16 protein-coding genes and 1 pseudogene are annotated in these 17,663 nt (G+C 65.2%); 10 read left to right on the top strand and 7 right to left on the bottom strand.

The window, feature by feature from the left end; genetic code table 11:
• Positions 1-90: 90 nt before the first annotated feature.
• The 5 genes from GTH33_RS12405 (at position 91) to GTH33_RS12425 (ending at position 5,520) form a co-directional block, all read left to right on the top strand.
• Positions 91-1,224 (top strand): Gfo/Idh/MocA family protein, encoded by a 1,134-nt coding sequence (locus tag GTH33_RS12405; protein WP_163958655.1) that lies wholly within the window; start codon positions 91-93, stop codon positions 1,222-1,224.
• 22 nt (positions 1,225-1,246) lie between these two features.
• Positions 1,247-2,059: a glucose 1-dehydrogenase gene (locus GTH33_RS12410; protein WP_163958656.1), complete on the top strand. Its 813-nt coding sequence runs from the start codon at positions 1,247-1,249 to the stop codon at positions 2,057-2,059.
• Positions 2,052-3,905, top strand: coding sequence for a glycoside hydrolase family 15 protein (locus GTH33_RS12415; protein ID WP_163958657.1), 1,854 nt, complete (start codon positions 2,052-2,054; stop codon positions 3,903-3,905). The genes GTH33_RS12410 and GTH33_RS12415 overlap by 8 nt, the downstream gene beginning before the upstream one ends.
• A gap of 26 nt (positions 3,906-3,931) precedes the next feature.
• Positions 3,932-4,321 carry a (R)-mandelonitrile lyase gene (locus tag GTH33_RS12420; RefSeq protein WP_163958658.1) on the top strand — a complete coding sequence of 130 codons (390 nt, stop codon included), beginning with the start codon at positions 3,932-3,934 and terminating at the stop codon, positions 4,319-4,321.
• Between the two features lie 194 nt (positions 4,322-4,515).
• Positions 4,516-5,520: a rod shape-determining protein gene (locus tag GTH33_RS12425; RefSeq protein WP_243848237.1), complete on the top strand. Its 1,005-nt coding sequence runs from the start codon at positions 4,516-4,518 to the stop codon at positions 5,518-5,520.
• Positions 5,521-5,546: 26 nt separating this feature from the next.
• Here GTH33_RS12425 and GTH33_RS18435 read toward each other — a convergent pair whose 3' ends face one another.
• From GTH33_RS18435 to GTH33_RS12440, 3 genes are all read right to left on the bottom strand, one after another.
• Positions 5,547-5,981: a transposase gene (locus tag GTH33_RS18435; RefSeq protein ID WP_420877070.1), complete on the bottom strand. Its 435-nt coding sequence runs from the start codon at positions 5,979-5,981 to the stop codon at positions 5,547-5,549.
• The gene (locus GTH33_RS18440) at positions 5,882-6,457 is read right to left on the bottom strand and encodes a transposase (protein WP_163958660.1); all 576 of its coding nucleotides are present in this window, start codon (positions 6,455-6,457) and stop codon (positions 5,882-5,884) included. Before GTH33_RS18440 ends, GTH33_RS18435 begins: the two co-directional genes overlap by 100 nt.
• Positions 6,458-6,916: 459 nt before the next feature.
• Positions 6,917-7,384, bottom strand: a complete 468-nt coding sequence (locus GTH33_RS12440; protein ID WP_163958661.1) for a DUF3617 domain-containing protein — start codon at positions 7,382-7,384, stop codon at positions 6,917-6,919.
• A 91-nt stretch (positions 7,385-7,475) separates the two neighbouring features.
• Between GTH33_RS12440 and GTH33_RS12445 the strand changes: the two genes are divergently transcribed.
• The 4 genes from GTH33_RS12445 to GTH33_RS12460 all read left to right on the top strand — a co-directional run bounded on the left by GTH33_RS12445 (position 7,476) and on the right by GTH33_RS12460 (position 11,831).
• Positions 7,476-8,729: a S1 family peptidase gene (locus tag GTH33_RS12445; RefSeq protein WP_249054890.1), complete on the top strand. Its 1,254-nt coding sequence runs from the start codon at positions 7,476-7,478 to the stop codon at positions 8,727-8,729.
• A 53-nt stretch (positions 8,730-8,782) separates the two neighbouring features.
• Positions 8,783-10,426: a Na+/H+ antiporter gene (locus tag GTH33_RS12450; RefSeq protein WP_208403990.1), complete on the top strand. Its 1,644-nt coding sequence runs from the start codon at positions 8,783-8,785 to the stop codon at positions 10,424-10,426.
• A gap of 128 nt (positions 10,427-10,554) precedes the next feature.
• The gene (locus tag GTH33_RS12455) at positions 10,555-10,896 is read left to right on the top strand and encodes an SWIB/MDM2 domain-containing protein (protein ID WP_163958662.1); all 342 of its coding nucleotides are present in this window, start codon (positions 10,555-10,557) and stop codon (positions 10,894-10,896) included.
• Positions 10,897-11,555: 659 nt separating this feature from the next.
• Positions 11,556-11,831 (top strand): DUF1488 family protein, encoded by a 276-nt coding sequence (locus tag GTH33_RS12460; RefSeq protein WP_163958663.1) that lies wholly within the window; start codon positions 11,556-11,558, stop codon positions 11,829-11,831.
• Between the two features lie 53 nt (positions 11,832-11,884).
• Here the strand turns inward: GTH33_RS12460 and GTH33_RS12465 are convergent, their stop codons facing one another.
• The gene (locus tag GTH33_RS12465) at positions 11,885-12,397 is read right to left on the bottom strand and encodes a Ros/MucR family transcriptional regulator (RefSeq protein ID WP_163958664.1); all 513 of its coding nucleotides are present in this window, start codon (positions 12,395-12,397) and stop codon (positions 11,885-11,887) included.
• A 318-nt stretch (positions 12,398-12,715) separates the two neighbouring features.
• On the opposite strand from GTH33_RS12465, the gene nhaA reads away from it, so the two are divergent.
• Positions 12,716-14,104 carry a Na+/H+ antiporter NhaA gene (gene nhaA / locus GTH33_RS12470; protein ID WP_163958665.1) on the top strand — a complete coding sequence of 463 codons (1,389 nt, stop codon included), beginning with the start codon at positions 12,716-12,718 and terminating at the stop codon, positions 14,102-14,104.
• Here nhaA and uxuA read toward each other — a convergent pair.
• From uxuA to glpK, 3 genes and pseudogenes are all read right to left on the bottom strand, one after another.
• Positions 14,101-15,278: pseudogene (gene uxuA, locus GTH33_RS12475) on the bottom strand (mannonate dehydratase). The gene nhaA and the pseudogene uxuA sit on opposite strands and share 4 nt — an antisense overlap.
• 65 nt (positions 15,279-15,343) lie before the next feature.
• Positions 15,344-16,087 carry a triose-phosphate isomerase gene (gene tpiA / locus GTH33_RS12480; protein ID WP_338054382.1) on the bottom strand — a complete coding sequence of 248 codons (744 nt, stop codon included), beginning with the start codon at positions 16,085-16,087 and terminating at the stop codon, positions 15,344-15,346.
• Positions 16,088-16,095: 8 nt separating this feature from the next.
• Complete coding sequence (gene glpK / locus GTH33_RS12485; RefSeq protein WP_208404044.1) at positions 16,096-17,604, bottom strand: glycerol kinase GlpK; 1,509 nt, start codon at positions 17,602-17,604, stop codon at positions 16,096-16,098.
• Positions 17,605-17,663 lie beyond the last annotated feature (59 nt).

Below are 17,663 nucleotides of genomic sequence, written 5' to 3' on the forward strand. Positions count from 1 at the left end.
GCCAGTCCATCGACCGCATTGTGCATCGCGCGCCGGAACCTCCCGTCCGTTCGTTCGGTTGCGACAGGCATACATCCTCAGGAGATCTGCATGAGCATCGCGTCGGCGCTCGGCCTCGGCGGCCGCAAGATTCGTTACGCCATCGTCGGCCTCGGCGACATCGCGCAGGAGGCGCTGATGCCCGGCGTCGCCCACACCGGCAATTCGGAGATCACCGCGCTGGTGTCGGGCGATCCCGAGAAACTCGCGAAGCTCGGCAAGACATACGGCGTCAAGCATCTCTACGGCTACGACGACTTCGCCGCCTTGCTAGCCTCGGGCGAGATCGACGCGATCTACCTCGCCACTCCCAACTGGCGCCATGCCGAATTCGCGGTGCCCGCGCTGGAGGCCGGCATCCACGTCCTGTCCGAAAAGCCGCTCGACGTCTCGTCGGCCAAGGCGCGCGAGATCATCGCCGCCGCCGCCCGGGGCAAGGCGCAGCTGATGACCGCCTATCGCCTGCACTTCGAACCGGCGACGCTGGATGCGATCCGGCGCATCCGCGCCGGCGAACTCGGCGATCTGATCGCCTTCACCTCGTGCTTCGCGCAGATGGTCGATCCCGCCAACCACCGCGCCAGCAACGGGATCGAGGCGGGGCCGTTGTTCGACATGGCGCCATACCCGATCAACGCCATCCGCTATCTGTTCGGCGCGGAGCCGCTGGAGGTGGTGTCCGCCGCCGCGACCCGGCATCCCGAAGCGGGGCTGGGCGATCTCGACGACACCTTTGCGGTGACGCTGCGCATGCCGGGCAACCGCCTGGCCCAGTTCACGGTCAGCTATTACGCCAATCAGGTCGACAGCCTCACCATCGCCGGCACCAAGGGGTCGATCCACATGGACCCGGCCTATGGCTTCGGTCAGGGTCTCGTCCACCGGCGCCGGATCGGCGACAAGGAGAGCCACGAGACGTTCAAGGCGACCGACCAGTTCGGCGGCGAGCTGCAATACTTCTCGGATTGTATCCTGCACGATCGCAGCCCCGAACCCGACGGGGAGGAGGGGCTGGGCGATCTATTGGTGATCGAGGCGATCGTCGAGGCGCTGCGCACGAAGGCGCCGGTGACGGTGGCGCCGCTCGGCCGCACCCGGCGGATCGATCCGGATCATCAGGAACAGACGTTGCGCCCCGTGTCGGTGCCCACGCCCGTCAACGCCTCGTCGCCGACCCGCGACTGATCGCCCGGGGATAACCGACGCCATGCCCACCCAGAATGCCGCACTCGCCGGTCACGCCGCCATCGTCACCGGAGCGAGTTCCGGCATCGGCCTTGGCGTCGCCGCCGCACTCGCCGATGCGGGCGCGGCGGTCGTCGTCAACTATCGCTCCAGCGCCGGTCCGGCCGACGATCTGGTCGCCCGGATCACCGATCGCGGCGGCAGGGCCATCGCCGTGGAGGCGGACGTGTCGGTGGAGGACGAGGTCGCCCGGTTGTTCGACGCCTGCGCCGACGCGTTCGGACGGATCGATATCCTCATCGCCAATTCCGGCATTCAAAAGGATGCGGCGATCGCCGACATGACGCTGGAAGACTGGAACAGCGTCATCGACGTCAACCTGACCGGCCAGTTCCTCTGCGCGCGCGAAGCGGTCCGCCGGTTTCGCGCCCAGCCGGCCGCGGGCCGCCCCGCCCGCAGCGCCGGGACGATCGTCGCGATGAGTTCGGTGCATGAGGTGATCCCCTGGGCGGGGCACGTCAATTATGCCTCCGCCAAGGGGGGCGTGCGCATGCTCACCCGGTCGCTGGCACAGGAGGTGGCGGCCGATGGCATCCGCGTCAACGCCATCGCACCGGGCGCCATCCGCACGCCGATCAACGCCGATGCCTGGGACAGCGACGAAGCGCTCGCCAGGCTGCTGCGCCTCATTCCCTACGGCCGGATCGGCGAGCCGGAGGATGTCGCGCGCGCGGCAGTCTGGCTGGCGTCCGACGCCGCCGATTACGTGACGGGCACGACGCTGTTCGTCGATGGCGGCATGTCGCTCTATCCCGAATTCCGCGACAATGGTTGACCGCCGCGACGGGGCGGATGCCGATCCGCAGGGCAGGGGCGTACCGCCGCGGCGCAGCATCGGCGAACACGGCATCATCGGCGATCTGGAAACCGCGGCGCTGGTCGCGGCCGACGGCACGATCGATTATCTGTGCTGGCCCTCGCTCGACAGTCCGTCGGTGTTCGCCGACCTGCTCGATCCGGACGGTGGCGCATTCTCGATCCGCCCGCAACTCGACGATCCGCATATCGTCCAGCTCTACGTCCCCGATACGAACGTGCTCGTCACCCGCTGGATGGGGGAGGACGGCGCGGTCGAGATGGTCGACCTGATGCCCCACCCGGATGCCCGCATCCACCCCGATCATGGTGCGCGCTGCCTGATCCGGCGCATCACCGCAACGCGTGGCAACGTCGTCCTCACCGCCACCTGCGCCCCCCGTTTCGACTATGCGCGCGACCTACCGCAGGTCACCGCCAGCGAAGGCGGCGTTCGCTTTGCCGGCCGCGAACTTGCCATGCGCCTGTTCGCCTCGGTTCCGCTCGCGCACGGGGACGGCACGGCATCCGCGACGGTGACGCTTGCCGAGGGTGAGAGCGCCTGGTTCATGCTCGGTGACGACACGCTCGTGCGCTCCGACGACGACGCGATCGCGGCCGAAGTCGCCTCGACCATCCACGCGTGGCGGCAATGGCTGTCGCAGGCCAGCTACAAGGGGCGCTGGCGCGAACAGGTGCTCCGTTCGGCGCTGGCGCTGAAGCTGCTGACGTCGGCGCAGCATGGATCGGTGGCCGCCGCGGCGACCTTCTCGTTGCCGGAGGCGACCGGCGCGGGCCGCAACTGGGATTATCGCGCGACATGGATCCGCGATGCGTCCTTCACCGTCTACGCCTTCATGCGCCTCGGCTTCATCGCAGAGGCCGAACATTTCCGCGATTGGGCGGGGCAACGAGTGACGGCATCCGACGTCGATCACCCCATTCGCGTCATGTATGCGATCGACGGGTCGGAAGCGCTGGACGAGCACACGCTCGATCACCTCGCCGGCTATGCGGGCAGCCGGCCGGTGCGCATCGGCAATGCCGCCCATGCGCAAAGCCAGCTCGATATCTTCGGCGAACTGCTCGACAGCATCTATCTGTCGAATAAATACGGCGCCGCGATCACCCACGACGGGTGGGAACATGTCTGCGGCATCATCGCCTACGTCATGGCGCATTGGCAGGAAGCGGATGCGGGCATCTGGGAAATGCGATCCGAACCGCGGCACTTCCTCCACTCGCGCGTGATGTGCTGGGTCGCGATCGACCGGGCGATGCGCCTCGCCACCAAGCGATCGTTGTCCGCACCGCTGGTCGAATGGGCCGGGTGCCGCGATGCGATCGTCGCGGATGTGTGGGCCAACTTCCGCCATCCCGATCACGGCTATTTCGTTCAGGAGCGCGGCGGCACCCGATTGGACGCGGCGTTGCTGATGATGCCGCTGGTGCGCTTCGTCTCGGCCACCGATCCGGTGTGGCTGGCAACGCTCGATGCGATCGGCGACCAGCTGCGCGACGACGGACTGGTCTACCGCTATCGCGATGCCGACGGGCTGGAGGGCGGCGAGGGGGCGTTCACCACCTGCACCTTCTGGTATGCCGAATGCCTCGCCCGCGCCGGGCGGATGGACGATGCGCAGATGATCCTTGCCAAGGGGATGGCATATGCCAACCCCCTCGGCCTGTTCTCCGAAGAGGTCGATGTACGCGGATTGCCGTTGGGCAATTTCCCGCAGGCGCTGACGCATCTGGCGTTCATCAGCGCCGCCTATTTCATCGACCGGCGGCTCGATCCCGGCCACCGGCCGATCTGGCAACCCTAGCGAACCGAACGAAGGGGACGAGGACAATGGACATCATCCGCAGCGGCACACGGCCTTCCGCGAAGGGGCCTGCCGACTATTTCACCGGCACGGTACGCATCGATGCGCCGTTTTCCGGGGCCGGCGCGGTCAGCGGTGCGACGGTGACGTTCGAACCCGGCGCACGAACCGCCTGGCACACGCATCCGCTCGGCCAGACGTTGCTGGTCACCACCGGCCGCGGCCGGGTGCAGCGCGTCGGCGGACCCGTGGAGGATATCCGCCCCGGCGACATCGTCGTGTTCGCAGCGGATGAGAAACATTGGCATGGCGCAGCGCCCGACTGCGCGATGAGCCACATCGCCATCGCCCAGGCGAAGGATGGCGAGGTCGTGACCTGGATGGAGCAGGTCACCGACGCCGACTATCTGGGATAGCGGCCGGCAGACGGCGGCGCACATCGCCGTCCGCCGCATGCCCTTCGTCGCAACCCGATTGACGCGGACGCGGGGAGGGCGAAGGCGTGCGCATCCCCGTGCTGGACGCGCTTCCCCTTGCGGGCGCGTGCCACCACCAACGAAGTAGCACATCCTTGCGGCTTTCTCTGCCTTTCGGGCTCGCCTCCCAAGACATGGCCATCGACCTTGGCACCGTGAACACCCTCGTGTTCGTCGCGGGCCGGGGCATCGTCCTCAACGAACCCTCGGTGGTCGCGATCGAGACGCGCGACGGCATTCCAAAGGTGCTGGCCGTCGGCGCCGATGCCAAGCTGATGATGGGCAAGACGCCCGAGCATGTCGAGACGATCCGGCCGCTGCGCGATGGCGTGATCGCCGACATCGACGTCGCCGAACAGATGATCAAGCATTTCATTACCAAGGTGCATGGCGGATCGGGCCGGTTCCAGCGACGGCCGAAGATGGTGATCTGCGTTCCTGCCGGTTCGACGCAGGTCGAACGCCGCGCCATCCGTCAGGCCGCGATGAACGCCGGGGCATCACAGGTGCTGCTGATCGAGGAATCGCTGGCTGCCGCGATCGGCGCCGGCCTGCCGATCACCGCGCCGACCGGGTTCATGGTGGTCGACATCGGCGGCGGCACGACCGAGGTCGCGGTGCTGTCGCTCGGCGGCCTCGCCTACAGCAATTCGGTGCGCGTCGGCGGCGACAAGCTGGACGAGGCGATCGCCTCGCACATCCGCCGCAAGCACAATCTGATGATCGGCGAGGCGACGGCCGAACGGATCAAGCACGACGTCGGCATGGCGTGCCGTCCGGATGACGGTGACGAGCGGGAACTGCGCGTGCGGGGCCGCGATCTGGTCGACGGGGTTCCCAAGGAACTGACGATCGGCCAGTCCGAGGTGGCCGATGCGATCGCCGACCTGGTCGCGCAGATCGTCGAGGTCGTGATGAAGACGCTCGAACAGATCGCACCGGAACTGGCCGCCGACATCGTCGAACAGGGCATCGTGATGACCGGCGGCGGCGCCTTGCTGCAACGGATCGACGACGTGCTCAGCCGCGCGACCGGCCTGCCCGTCATCGTTGCCGAGGCGCCGTTGATGTGCGTGGCCCTGGGCGCCGGCCGGGCGCTGGAAGAGCCCGGCTTCGCCGGCGTGCTCAGCGCCAACTGACCGGGCGACCCGGGTCGCATCGACATTCAACAGCGCGACGGCACTGGGACCAGCTCGCTTCCCCGGCAGAGGCCGGGGCCCGGTAGGGCAAGCAGCTGCGATGCTGGCCTGCGCCTCATCACCAGCCTGCCCCTACTGGGCCCCGGCCTCCGCCGGGGAGGTGGAAGGCCGAATGTCGATCCGCGCCAGGCGGCGTGGACGAATTCGAACCAGTATCGGGCGGTGGCGAGATGGGTCATGCCGAGGAAGCTGCTGGCGAGCTGGTCGTTGCGGGTGACGATGGCGCGATTGATCTTGAGGTGGCCGAACATCCGCTCGATGCGGTTGCGTTGCTTGGAGAGTGTCCGCTCGTGATCAATTTTCACCCGTCGGTTTGACCGGCCGGGGATAACGGGTTCGATCTTCCATTCAGCAAGGTCGGCACGAATCGCGTCGGCATCGTAGCCCTTGTCGGCGAGCAGGGCATTGGGTGCGCGTTCTGACAGAGCGATCTGGCATCATACGCCTCGCAGTCTGCCGCCTCGCCGCCCGTCAGATGGAAGGCGAGCGGTCGCCCGAGGGCGTCAGCCAGGCAATGAAGTTTACTGGTGAACCCGCCTCGCGAGCGGCCAAGAGCGCGCCGATGGCCCCGCCCTTTTTTCGCCCGCTGCCGAAACGTGGGTACGGACGGTGCAGCTGTCGATGCTGTAATGGCCAGTGTCCGCCATGATCTTGGCTGGCGTCGCCGCCACGATCTCCCAGCCCCCGGCCTCGCCCCACCGCCGGAACCGCCGATAAATGTATTCCAGCTCCCGTACTGTGGCGAGACGTTGCGCCACGGTGCACCGCACCGAAGCCGCCAGAGTATGTCGCTAATGATCAGACGGCTTTGGTCGGGCGGCCTGCCTCGACCGCGCTTGTTGCGCTCAATCGGCAGCAGTCTTTCAGGATGCGCCATTCCACCTCGTTGAGGTTACCCCGGCTCAAGCCTGCCTCCAAAAGGCAGCGTTGGATCAACGACCGGTCGGGACGTCAACATGGTAAGTCTTCCCTCGCGCTTGTGGATCCCAGCCGTCCAACAAGGCGGACCTAACTGCCTGCTCCAACGCGGCTTGGTGAACTTGCGGCCGGTGTCGGTTGCCCCGCGCACGCTGCGCGGCCTTCTTTGGCATCGGAAATTGAAGGAGAAGCTCACGGCCGCCTGCATCAGCAGCGCGGACCGCAACCTGCATGCCTTGCCAGCCATCAGCCGTACACCATTGCGGCTCACGGCGTAGCTCCCACTCGTAATCGTCCCCATCAAGGACAAACAAGCCGGTCAAGGTACGGGTCGGCAACATGCGCACAGGCTACCGGGTCGTCGGCTCATTACCAGCCTGTTTCAGCGCCGTGCGCGTCATCATTTTGTCCACGCCGCCTAGCCTTTGCACGGACCCGCGACGTGTCGGGCGGTCTGGTCGATCGTCACGCTCATCGCCCCCTTCGGCGTCTGGCCGGCCATCTTCAACCGTCCGCTGAAGCCGCTGGCATCGAAGCTGCCGTTCCGCGCGATCTGGATCGGCGTGCCCTTCTTCTGGGGACAGCTCAGCGCCTGGCTGTAACGGCCGCCGCCGACCTGCAGCGCATCGACCCGGCACTTCGCCTTCGGGTCGGGCGCCAGCAGGGCCGCCACGCCCGCCTGCGCGGCGGCGGGCGACAGGCATTTGTGTTCGGTCTTCGACCGGCCCTTCATCATGCGCACGATAAAGCCGGGGGCGCCCGGAATGACCAGGTCGACGGCGGTCGACACCACGTCCCAACGCCCGGCCGGAATGGCCTGCGCGTCGGCATTGCCGGGAACAAGGGCGGCGGGAACGAGGGCGGCGAGAAGGAGCGGGTGGCGCATGCCGCATCGTGGCCGGCGATTGTGCCGGCGACAAGGCACGTCGTGCGACATCGTTCAGTCGCCAGCCAGTTCGTTGGTGTAGGACGCCGGCGTGGGGCGGCGATTCTGGGCCATTATGTATGCGGTGTCGGCGCTCGTCGGGGGTAATCCGGCGACGGCGCAGACGGCCGCTCCGATGGTGGTCGAGGCGCCGGAACAGGCGCTGGCGCGCGATGCGGATGCGGTCGCCGCGTTGCTGGGCGTCCCTGCCGGCGAAGCGCTGCGGCAGGTGCGTATGCAGGCCCTGAGCGTCGCTGCTACCGATACGATCGCGGCACGTTTTGCGACCCGGCTCGCCGGCATCACCGTCACCCATCAGCCCGCGTTCGGCATCACCGTGCTGCTGACCGGCGATGCCGACCAGCCCGACGAGACGATCGATCTCGCGGGCTATCCGGTCCGCGTCACGTTCGTCGGCGGCGCGCGTGCGACGCATACCGAACTCGTCCAGGCGATCACCGCCTATCAGGCGGCGATCCGCGCCAGCCTGCTCGGGCCGCCCGGTATCGGCATCGATCCCCGGCGGGGCGAACTCGTCGTCGTCGTCTCCGGTCGCGACGTGCTGCGCGAGGGCGCGGACGCGCTCCGCGACCGGCTGGCCGCGTTGACCGGCGTGCCGGTGCGTCTGCGCGTCGTCGACCAGCCCGCGCTCGACATGGGCGGCATCGTCGGTGGTGCCCGCGTGGTCGGCATGGTGCCGGGCGATCCGCGGCATTATCTGTGCACCAGCGGCTTCGTCGTCACCGACGGCATGCGGGTGGGACTGGCCACCGCGGCGCACTGCCCGGACGCCCTCAGCATCCGCGACGCGGACGGACGAGAGGTGGCGCTGCCCTTCGTCGGGCAATGGGGCTGGGGGCATCAGGACGTGCAGATCAACGCCAGTCCCGAACCGCTCGCGCCGATGTTCTTCGCCGACACCGCCCGGTCGATCGCCCGGGAGGTTACCGGTGCGCGGGGCAGGGCGGGCATGCGCGCCGGCGACGTGGTGTGCCACCGCGGCGAACGCACCGGCTACAGCTGTTCGCAGGTCGAACTGACCGATTTCGCGCCGGCGGGCGACCTGTGCGGTGGGGCGTGCCTGCCGACCTGGACGACGGTCGCCGGTCCGGTCTGCAAGAGTGGCGACAGCGGCAGCCCGGTCTTCCTCGGCGGCACCGCCTACGGCATCCTCAAGGGCGGCAGCTATCGCAGCGATGGCAGCTGCGCCTTCTATTTCTACATGTCGACCGACTATTTGCCTGCCGGCTGGCGGCTGCTGACCACCGCCGACCAGCCGATTGCGACCTTGCCGCTCGTCCCGTAGACGCTTGGGTCGGTGCGCCGGCCCTCACCCCCGGCACATCGCGGAGTTACGCGTTGGAAGTCATCTCGATCGTCCTGTTCCTGCTGGTGGCCGTCGTGGTCAGCGGTGCCGCCTCGCGCATGTTGCCGCTGCCGATCCCGACACCTTTGGTGCAAATCGTGCTCGGAGCCCTCATCGGCCTGTCCACCTCGTATCGCGTAGCCCTCGATCCAGAACTATTCCTCCTGCTCTTCCTCCCCCCCCTCCTATTTTTGGATGGCTGGCGCATCCCGAAGGACGAATTGCTCAAGGATCTGACGGTTGTTCTGGAACTGGCGCTAGGGCTCGTTCTGTTGACCGTGCTGGGCATGGGATTTGTGATCCACTGGGTGATCCCCGCCATGCCGCTCGCAGTGGCCTTCGCGCTGGCGGCGGTGGTGTCGCCGACGGATCCGATCGCGGTGTCGGCAATCGCTGCACGCGTGCCCATACCGCGGCGGATGATGCACATTCTTGAAGGTGAATCGTTACTCAACGACGCTTCCGGGCTTGTGTGCCTGCGGTTCGCCGTCGCAGCTGCTCTGACCGGTGGCTTTTCGGCCACTACAGCTGCCGCCAATTTCGTTTGGGTCGCAGGAGCGGGCATCCTGATCGGCGTGGTGGTGACGGTCGCCGTCACTCGTGCCAAGGCATGGGTGTCGCGCCGCTATGGCGAGGAAACCGCCTCTCAGATCCTTGTCAGTCTGCTGATTCCGTTCGGCTCGTACCTGCTTGCCGAACATTTCCACGCCTCCGGCATCCTAGCCGCGGTCGCTGCCGGCGTGACGATGACCTTTGCGGAGATTTCGCGACAGGCGATGGCAGCGACCCGGATGCGCCGCAATTCGGTGTGGGATACCGTGCAGTTCGCCTTGAACGGCATCATCTTCGTGCTCTTGGGGGAACAGTTGCCGGGCGTACTTGCAGGCGCGCAGCAAACGGTACGGATCACCGGTCACGGCAACCCACTATGGCTGGGCGCCTATATCATCGCCATCGTCGCCGGCCTCGCCGCTCTGCGCTTTGTATGGGTCTGGGTGTCGCTGCGTTTAACTCTCCTTCGCCAGCGTAAGGACGCCGATGCAGCCGTACCACGGAGCCCCGAATGGCGACTGGTCGCGGCGATGTCTCTCGCTGGCGTCCGCGGTGCAATCACTCTGGCAGGCGTGCTGACGCTGCCGCTGGCACTGGACGACGGTACACCTTTCCCCGCCCGCGACCTTGCGATCTTCCTGGCGGCAGGGGTCATCATCGCGTCCCTCGTCATGGCTAGCCTGCTGTTGCCAGTGTTGCTTAACGGCCTGACGTTACCGCCCGAACCGTCGTCACAAGCCGAAGAAGATGCTGCCCGGGTCATGGCCTACGAAGCGGCGATCCGCGAGATCGAGCATGCCCAGCACGAATTGGCAGAAGCGCACGGCAATGCAGACTATTACTCCGCTGCCGGCAGTCGCATAATGGACCTGTATCGTGACCGCATCGAAAGTCGCAGTCAGGGCGCGCGCGTGGCTGCAGCGGCAAGGTTGCAGGACCGGTTGGAGCGCGACCTACGGCTGCGCGGGCTGAAGGCGGAACGTCGCGCCATCGTCAACAGCGCCCGCGAGCGCAGGATCGGCAGCGCCACGGCACAGAAGCTGATCCGCGAACTCGATCTGCAAGAGGTTAGAACGCGTGGGTAGCCCGGTATGGTTAAGGTCCGTGCGATATCTGTAACGCGTTCACAACGAACGTAAGGCAACGAACACGAGAGCACAGCGTATATCACGCAAGGGAGCATCCCCTCAAAGCTACAACGAGGAAGACGATCATGGCACGATCTGCTGAAAAGCGCGGCAAAGACGAAACCGCAGCGGCCGAAAAAAAGGTCAAGGCGACCGGCAAGCCTGCGACCGGCGCGCGTGGCGGCATCACCGCGCCGGTTACGCCTTCGCCCGAATTAGCGGAGATCGTCGGTAGCGAAGATCTGCCGCGCAGCGAAGTGGTGAGCAAGGTCTGGGAGTATATCAAGAAAAACGATCTTCAGGATGCCAAGGATCGACGTCAGATCAACGGAGATGACAAGCTCGCCAAAATTTTTGGCAAGCCGTCGGTGAGCATGTTTGAAATGAATAAGCACCTTAGTGCGCATCTGAGCGCGCCTAAGAAGTAATGTCCTGAGGGTGTATCGCCTACGTCATCGGTGCTCGGATCACCAAAGCTGGGCATCGGGTCGTTGGATTGGTATATTGCTTTTCGCTGACCTTTCTCACGTATCGCGCACTAAATTGATCGCCCCCGATTTGGCGGAATGATTATCCCCGCTTCCACGCCGTATGCGAGGCCCATCTAAGGAGCGCGACCCATTTACATCGAAGTTGGCCTCGCCGTTTCAAATCCGACGATCAGCACCTTGCGGCGTACCAAGCGTCATTGGTCAATATCATCGCGGCCGTTCAACTGGTCATTCGACGACCAAGCGCCAGAGAATTTCACGACGTCGCGTTCTATGGCGAACGGTCGCTGATCGTTAGTTCGGACGCAGCGATACAGCGCCGCAGATCGGTTGATGCGCCCACGCAGGTGCAACGGGGTGCATGACCGCTCATGGACATGCCTTGCATGCGCAGTAGCCGTACCGAGTTATTGGACGATCGGCTGTCATTCTCGCCGTGAGGATTGCCATGTGCCGCCATCGACGGCAGGGAAGCGGTTGCTAGCGAATGTCGTTGGCGCAACCGCATTTCGGATGGAGCGGAACATCACGCGCTCTTTCGCGCTATGCCGTCCTGCCCGCAACACGCGGACCACCATCATGCAAGAGGTTTCCCCATGGCCGCAGACAAGCTCGACATCGACATTGCCACCATCCTCGACAATCCGAACGAGCGGCAGGTGGAATTTTCCGGTGAATGCGATGCCGAAGAGGTGCAGTTCGCCGTCCAGTACGACGTACTCGAGGCCCTGAGCGGCGACGCCCCGGAAGAGGATGACGCGGTCGAAATGTTCAATCGTTTTTCCGATGAGATCGCCGAGGCCGGGCTTGCCGCATTGGCGCGCAACTCCGATCAATCGTTGGTAGTCATCAGCGAGAACGATCTGGAATAATCGAGGCTGGAGACAACGAGGGCGGCGTCGTCGATCGCCGCCCCGTCAAATGCTTATTCGCTCGCGCCGAGCGTAACCTTAGCGGCCTGCAGAGCGGCCTTGCCACCCTTACGCACCGTCTTCGCGGCACCGGCCGCCGATTGTTCGACCTTCTGGCCGGCTTTGCGACCGAGCCCGATGGTCTTGGCCATGGCGCTGCGACTTTCGCTATATGATGGCGCGACCATCGGATAATCCGACTTCAAACCATAACGCTGGCGATATTCGTCAGGGGTCAAGCCGTGGGTCGTGAGATGACGCCGCAGCGTGCGATAGGGCTTGCCGTCGATCATCGAGATGATGTGATCGCGGGATGCCAAAGACTTGCGTGCCGACACGGCCGGCACATGCTCTTGCGCGGGTTGCTCGGGTTCGGCCGCAGCCGGGTTCGCAAGTTTCCCGACCGCAGCAAACATGGACTGCAGGAATCCGGGAACATCGTCAGCGGACGTGCGGGTGTTGGGATTGCTGAGCCACGCAATGGTCAGTTCGGTGGCAAGCTCGACGGTGTTCGTCTCATTGTTCATTCGGGATTCTCGCTCGGTCGGACGGTATGATGTCGATGCCTGGGGGAAGGACGACGCCGTCCTAAAAGACTTTTACAGGCATAAAGTCAAAATAACAATTTTCAGCGATATTATCGGCGCGTTCGATCAATTGCAAATTTGTCATCAGTGGGCGTCCGCATGTCATGGTGTAAGGATCGATCATGACTAGTCGAAGTTGATCGTGAAGTCGGGGTAGGCGGTTGGTTCATCGCGGTATCGTCCCAAGCCGAGACAGCACGGGGAACGGGGCCGATCGTTCAAGTGTATAGTTGGCGGGCCGAGGAAACAGGACATTGCATGGCGCTTACTCCACGCCTTTCCGGGCAGGTCGCCGCGCGCGCGCACCACTCTCCGGCCGCGGCCGCATTACAGAAGATCGAGCCGTTCTTTGCCATCGGACAAGTCTCGGGTGGTCCTCTCCTGATCGCGACCGTGCTCGCACTCATTATCGTCAACTTGCCGGTCGGCGCGGATTACATCCGCCTCTGGGATCGGGCTGTCCGCATAAGCTACGGAGCGTGGTCGTTTTCGCGGCCAGCCGCCGAATGGATCAACGATGCGTTGATGCCATTGTTCTTTCTTATCATAGGGACGGAGGTGAAGCGGGAGTTCGTAAAAGGCTCGCTTGCCTCGCTGCGCACCGGGGTGTTTCCGATCGCCGGCGCGATTGGTGGCCTGATCGTACCGGTGGCAATCTATCTCGCCTTCAACCTCGGCACGCCGACGCAGCACGGCTGGGGGGTCGTCGCGGCGATGGATACCGCTTTCAGCCTCGCGATCGTGGCGATGTTCACTACCCGCCTTCCGCCAGCCGTGCGCGCCGTTCTGCTGGCGTTCGCAGCGATCGACGACGTGTTCGGCCTGGCCGTGATCGCGTTCGCCTATACGCCGTCGATCGATCTGTGGTTCCTCGCGCTGGCGGAAGTGGCCTATTGTGGAATCCTTGGGCTGCTCCGGCTGCGTTGGGTAGCACCAATCCCCTACGTACTGCTCGGCGTAATCGTATGGATCGGCGTCTTCGGCTCCGGCGTACATCCGACCATCGCCGGCGTTGCGGTGGGATTGCTGCTGCCGACCAGGTCACGCTTGTCCGAGGGGCGATTTGCGGAACGGGTCCAGCATCCGATCGACGAATTCAAGCAAGCTCATGCGGCGGCCGAGCAAGCCGACGATCCGACCGAGGCAGAAGAGCAACGCGACAGCGCGCAGCAACAGCTAGGTTACATTCATGAGATGACGGCAGCAACGGATGAGGCCGCCGAGCGGCTGGTCCGTGTGTTGACGCCATGGGTCTCATATATCGTACTGCCGCTGTTCGCGTTGTCGAACGTCCGCATCCATCTGTCGTCTACGTTGATCGCGGAAGCCGCTCACGCGCCGCTCGCGATCGGCGTGGTCGCCGGTCTGGTCGTCGGCAAACCCATTGGATTCCTGCTGGCGACTTGGCTTGCCACCCGGCTTGGGACGGCAACCCTGCCGGATGGCGTCACGTGGCGGATGGTCCTCGGCATTGGCGGGGTGGCCGGAATCGGCTTCACGATCTCGCTGTTCATCGCCGAACTCGCTTTTGCCGATCCGATCCAGGCCGAGCAGGCGGCGCTCGCGATTCTCGTCGCTTCGATCGTGTCGGGCGTATTCGGCTATCTGATGTTCTGGAAAGCTGCCGGCGCACTGCGGGAGGCCTAGAGCACCGTTGTCCCCGATGCATGTGCGAGGCCGGCCTCCAATCCGCGAAGCTCGGCAAGGCCGCGCATCCGCCCGAGCAGCGAATAACCTGGATTGGTGCGCTTGCCGAGATCGTCGAGCATCTGGTGGCCATGGTCCGGGCGCATGGGAATGCTCCGCCCCGTCCGGTTCTGCAGCTGCTGGACCGCGGCGACGACCGCGGGCATCTGCGCATCGCCGGCCAGATGCGCCGCTTCATGAAACGCACCCCGAGGTTCGCGCTGGACCGAGCGCAGATGGAGAAATCCTATCCGATCGCCTAGTCGCTCGACCATGCCGGGCAGGTCATTGTCGGCGCGCACGCCAAACGAACCTGTGCACAGGCACAGGCCGTTCGATCGGTTGGGCACGCGGGCGAACAGCGCCGCCACATCCGCTTCGGTGCTGACGACACGAGGCAGACCGAACAAGGGGAAGGGGGGTCGTCGGGGTGGACGACCAACTGCAAGCCGACATCGTCGGCGATCGGGCAAACCGCATCGAGAAAGGCGATGTGGTTGGCGCGTAGCCGATCGGCGTCGATCCCGGCATAGGTGTCGATCGATTTGCGGAACGCAGATGCGGTGAAGCTTTCCTCGCTGCCGGGCAGTCCGGCGATGATCGTGCGTTCCAGACGGTGCCGCGCGTCCGTATCGAGGCTGGCAAAGCGGCGTCCGGCCGCCTCAACGATATCCGGTGTATAATCACCTTCCGCGCCAGGACGCTGCAGGATGTGGAGGTCGAAAGCCGCCACCGCCTCGAGCTCGAATCGCAGCGCTAGGGCGCCATCGGGCAGGGGCCAAGCCAGATCGGTACGCGTCCAGTCGAGCAGCGGCATAAAATTATAGGTAACGACGCGAATACCGCAGGCGGCAAGATGGCGCAGGCTGTCGGTATAGGCGTGGATCAGGCGATCCCACCCCGGACCGCGGCGCTTGATATCCTCATGCACCGGCAGGCTTTCGACCACGGTCCAGTCTAGCCCCGCCTCTTGCACCATCGTCCGGCGTGCTGCAATCGCGTGCTCAGGCCACACGTCGCCATTGGGGATTTCGTGAAGCGCGGTGACCACTTCGCTCGCGCCGGACTGGCGAATGGCGCGGAGCGTTACCGGATCGGCCGGGCCGAACCAGCGCAGCATCTGCGTCATCATCATCCGTCGGCCATTCACCCTGTCACTCCGAAGTATCACGCGTTGGCGGAAAATCCCGATGCCCACCGTTAAAGCCGGGGCTTCGGCCTGTCCAGATTGGTAAGGCCAATTGCGGCTCCGATGATCTCGCTGAACGTCGCGGGTTTCAGGCTGGCTGCTCCGACGAGCAATCCGTCGATATCGGTCCGGGCCAGCAGGTCGCGGGTTGCCGCAGCGGTTACGGACCCGCCGTATAGCACGCGAGCATTGGCGACGTTCCGCGCAGTAAGGACCGACCGTATGCCGTCGACGACGGATGTGATTTCCACGGGACTGGGAATGACCCCGCGGCCAATCGCCCAGATCGGTTCATAGGCGATGGTCAGGCCTGCGGTCAGCCGCTCGGGCAGAGAGGCGATCAGTTGCGCCCGGACCCGGGCCGTGGCGGCACCGTCATCGCGTTCGGCTGCGCTTTCGCCGACGCACAAGATAACGCGCAGGCCGGCATTTTGCGCTGCCGCGACCTTTGCCGCGACGTGCGCATCGTCGTCGCCCGCAGCGCGCCGCTCGCTATGGCCAAGGATCATCACCTGCGCGCCAGCCTCGCGCAGCATCATTGCCGAGATCGCTCCGGTATGCGCCCCCGTGGCGGCCCAGTGACAATCCTGAGCGCCGATCGTCAGTCCGGGTGCGATCGTCGCAGCACGATGGATGAGGGTTGCCGGTACACAGAGCGCGACATCGATCTGCGGGACGGCGACGGCGCCGGCGATGGCAGCCACCCGGTCCAGCCACGCGCCATCCCCGTGCATCTTCCAGTTGCCGACGATCAAGGGGTGCGTCATCGGTGTGGTCTCAGCGTCCGGCGTACAGCCTCCTGCCATCCGGCGACCAAGGGTGCGCGCGCGTCCCTGGTCATCGTCGGTTCGAAACATCGTTCGCGTGACCATAGCCGGGCCAGATGGTCCAGCCCCGACCAGACGCCGGTCGCCAGCCCTGCGTGGAAGGCGGCGCCACGCGCCGTCGTCTCCAGATCGGCAGGGCGTTCGACCGGCGTGTCGATCATGTCCGCCAGAAACCGGCACAGCCAGTCGTTCGCCGCCATGCCGCCATCGACGCGAAGGATCGCCGGCCGTCCCCCGCCGTCCGCCGCCATCGCATCGATCAGGTCCATCGTCTGGAATGCCACCGCCTCCAGCGCCGCCCGTGCCAGATGCGCCGCGCCCGCACCCAGCGTCAGCCCGTAGATCGCGCCGCGCGCGTTCGGGTCCCAGTGCGGCGCACCCAATCCTGCAAAGGCCGGCACCATATACACGCCGTGGTTATCGGGAACGCGCGTCGCCAGATCGTCCGTCTGGCTGGCGTGGGTGATGACGCCGATGCCGTCGCGCAGCCATTTGACCGCCGCGCCCGCGACGAAGATCGACCCCTCCAGCGCATAGGTCGTCCTGCCTTCCAGCCGATAGGCGGGTGTAGTGAGCAATCGATGCTCAGACGTCACGGCTTCATCACCGGTGTTAAGCAGCATGAAGCAGCCGGTGCCATAGGTCGATTTGGCCATACCCGGTTTAAAACAGGCCTGCCCGAACAGCGCCGCCTGCTGGTCGCCGGCGATCCCCGCCACCGGCACCGCCGCGCCGAGCAGGTCAGGCGCAGTCGTGCCATAGATGTGTGCGTTGTCATGCACCACCGGCAGCATCGCGGCCGGCACGCGCAACAGGCGACACAATTCCTCGTCCCAGCACGCACGATGGATATCATACAGCATCGTCCGTGATGCATTGGTGATATCGGTCGCATGCACGGCGCCGTCAGTCAGCCGCCACAGCAGAAAGCTGTCGATCGTGCCAAACGCCAGCTCCCCACGCTCCGCCCGCGTTCGTGCGCCATCGACATGGTCGAGCATCCACGCGATCTTGGTCGCGGAGAAATAGGGATCGATCAGCAGTCCGGTCCGCGACCGCACCAGCGCCTCCGCGCCGTCCGCCTTCAATTCCTGGCAGCGCGGCGCACCACGCCGGTCCTGCCATACGATCGCACGGTGGATCGGCTCGCCAGTGATGCGATCCCATACCACCGCCGTCTCGCGCTGGTTGGTGATACCGATCGCCGCCAGATCGCTCGCAGTGAGGTTGCTTGCGTGCAGAGCATCCCGTGCGGTGGCCAGCACATCACGCCAGATATCCGCCGGGTCATGCTCGACCCAGCCCGGTTCGGGGTAATGCTGCTCGAATTCAGCCTGGGCGATGCCGACCCGTCGCGCCTCGCCATCGAAGACGATGCTACGCGTGGACGTCGTTCCCTGATCAATCACCAGGATATGCGTCTTGGCCACCTCGCCCTCCGTCATCATTTTTTCGATTCGAAAGTTCGCTTCCTTTCATGCGAACGTCAAGTATTTCGTTCTCG

The sequence above is a fragment of the Sphingomonas insulae genome (genome assembly GCF_010450875.1).
Taxonomy (GTDB): Bacteria; Pseudomonadota; Alphaproteobacteria; order Sphingomonadales; family Sphingomonadaceae; genus Sphingomonas; species Sphingomonas insulae.

Coding starts and splice junctions, on each gene's coding strand:
- GTH33_RS12405 (WP_163958655.1), top strand. CDS start 91: ATGAGCATCGCGTCGGCGCTCGGCCTCGGCGGCCGCAAGATTCGTTAC.
- GTH33_RS12410 (WP_163958656.1), top strand. CDS start 1,247: ATGCCCACCCAGAATGCCGCACTCGCCGGTCACGCCGCCATCGTCACC.
- GTH33_RS12415 (WP_163958657.1), top strand. CDS start 2,052: ATGGTTGACCGCCGCGACGGGGCGGATGCCGATCCGCAGGGCAGGGGC.
- GTH33_RS12420 (WP_163958658.1), top strand. CDS start 3,932: ATGGACATCATCCGCAGCGGCACACGGCCTTCCGCGAAGGGGCCTGCC.
- GTH33_RS12425 (WP_243848237.1), top strand. CDS start 4,516: ATGGCCATCGACCTTGGCACCGTGAACACCCTCGTGTTCGTCGCGGGC.
- GTH33_RS18440 (WP_163958660.1), bottom strand. CDS start 6,457: ATGGCGCATCCTGAAAGACTGCTGCCGATTGAGCGCAACAAGCGCGGT.
- GTH33_RS12440 (WP_163958661.1), bottom strand. CDS start 7,384: ATGCGCCACCCGCTCCTTCTCGCCGCCCTCGTTCCCGCCGCCCTTGTT.
- GTH33_RS12455 (WP_163958662.1), top strand. CDS start 10,555: ATGGCACGATCTGCTGAAAAGCGCGGCAAAGACGAAACCGCAGCGGCC.
- GTH33_RS12460 (WP_163958663.1), top strand. CDS start 11,556: ATGGCCGCAGACAAGCTCGACATCGACATTGCCACCATCCTCGACAAT.
- GTH33_RS12465 (WP_163958664.1), bottom strand. CDS start 12,397: ATGAACAATGAGACGAACACCGTCGAGCTTGCCACCGAACTGACCATT.
- nhaA (WP_163958665.1), top strand. CDS start 12,716: ATGGCGCTTACTCCACGCCTTTCCGGGCAGGTCGCCGCGCGCGCGCAC.
- glpK (WP_208404044.1), bottom strand. CDS start 17,604: ATGACGGAGGGCGAGGTGGCCAAGACGCATATCCTGGTGATTGATCAG.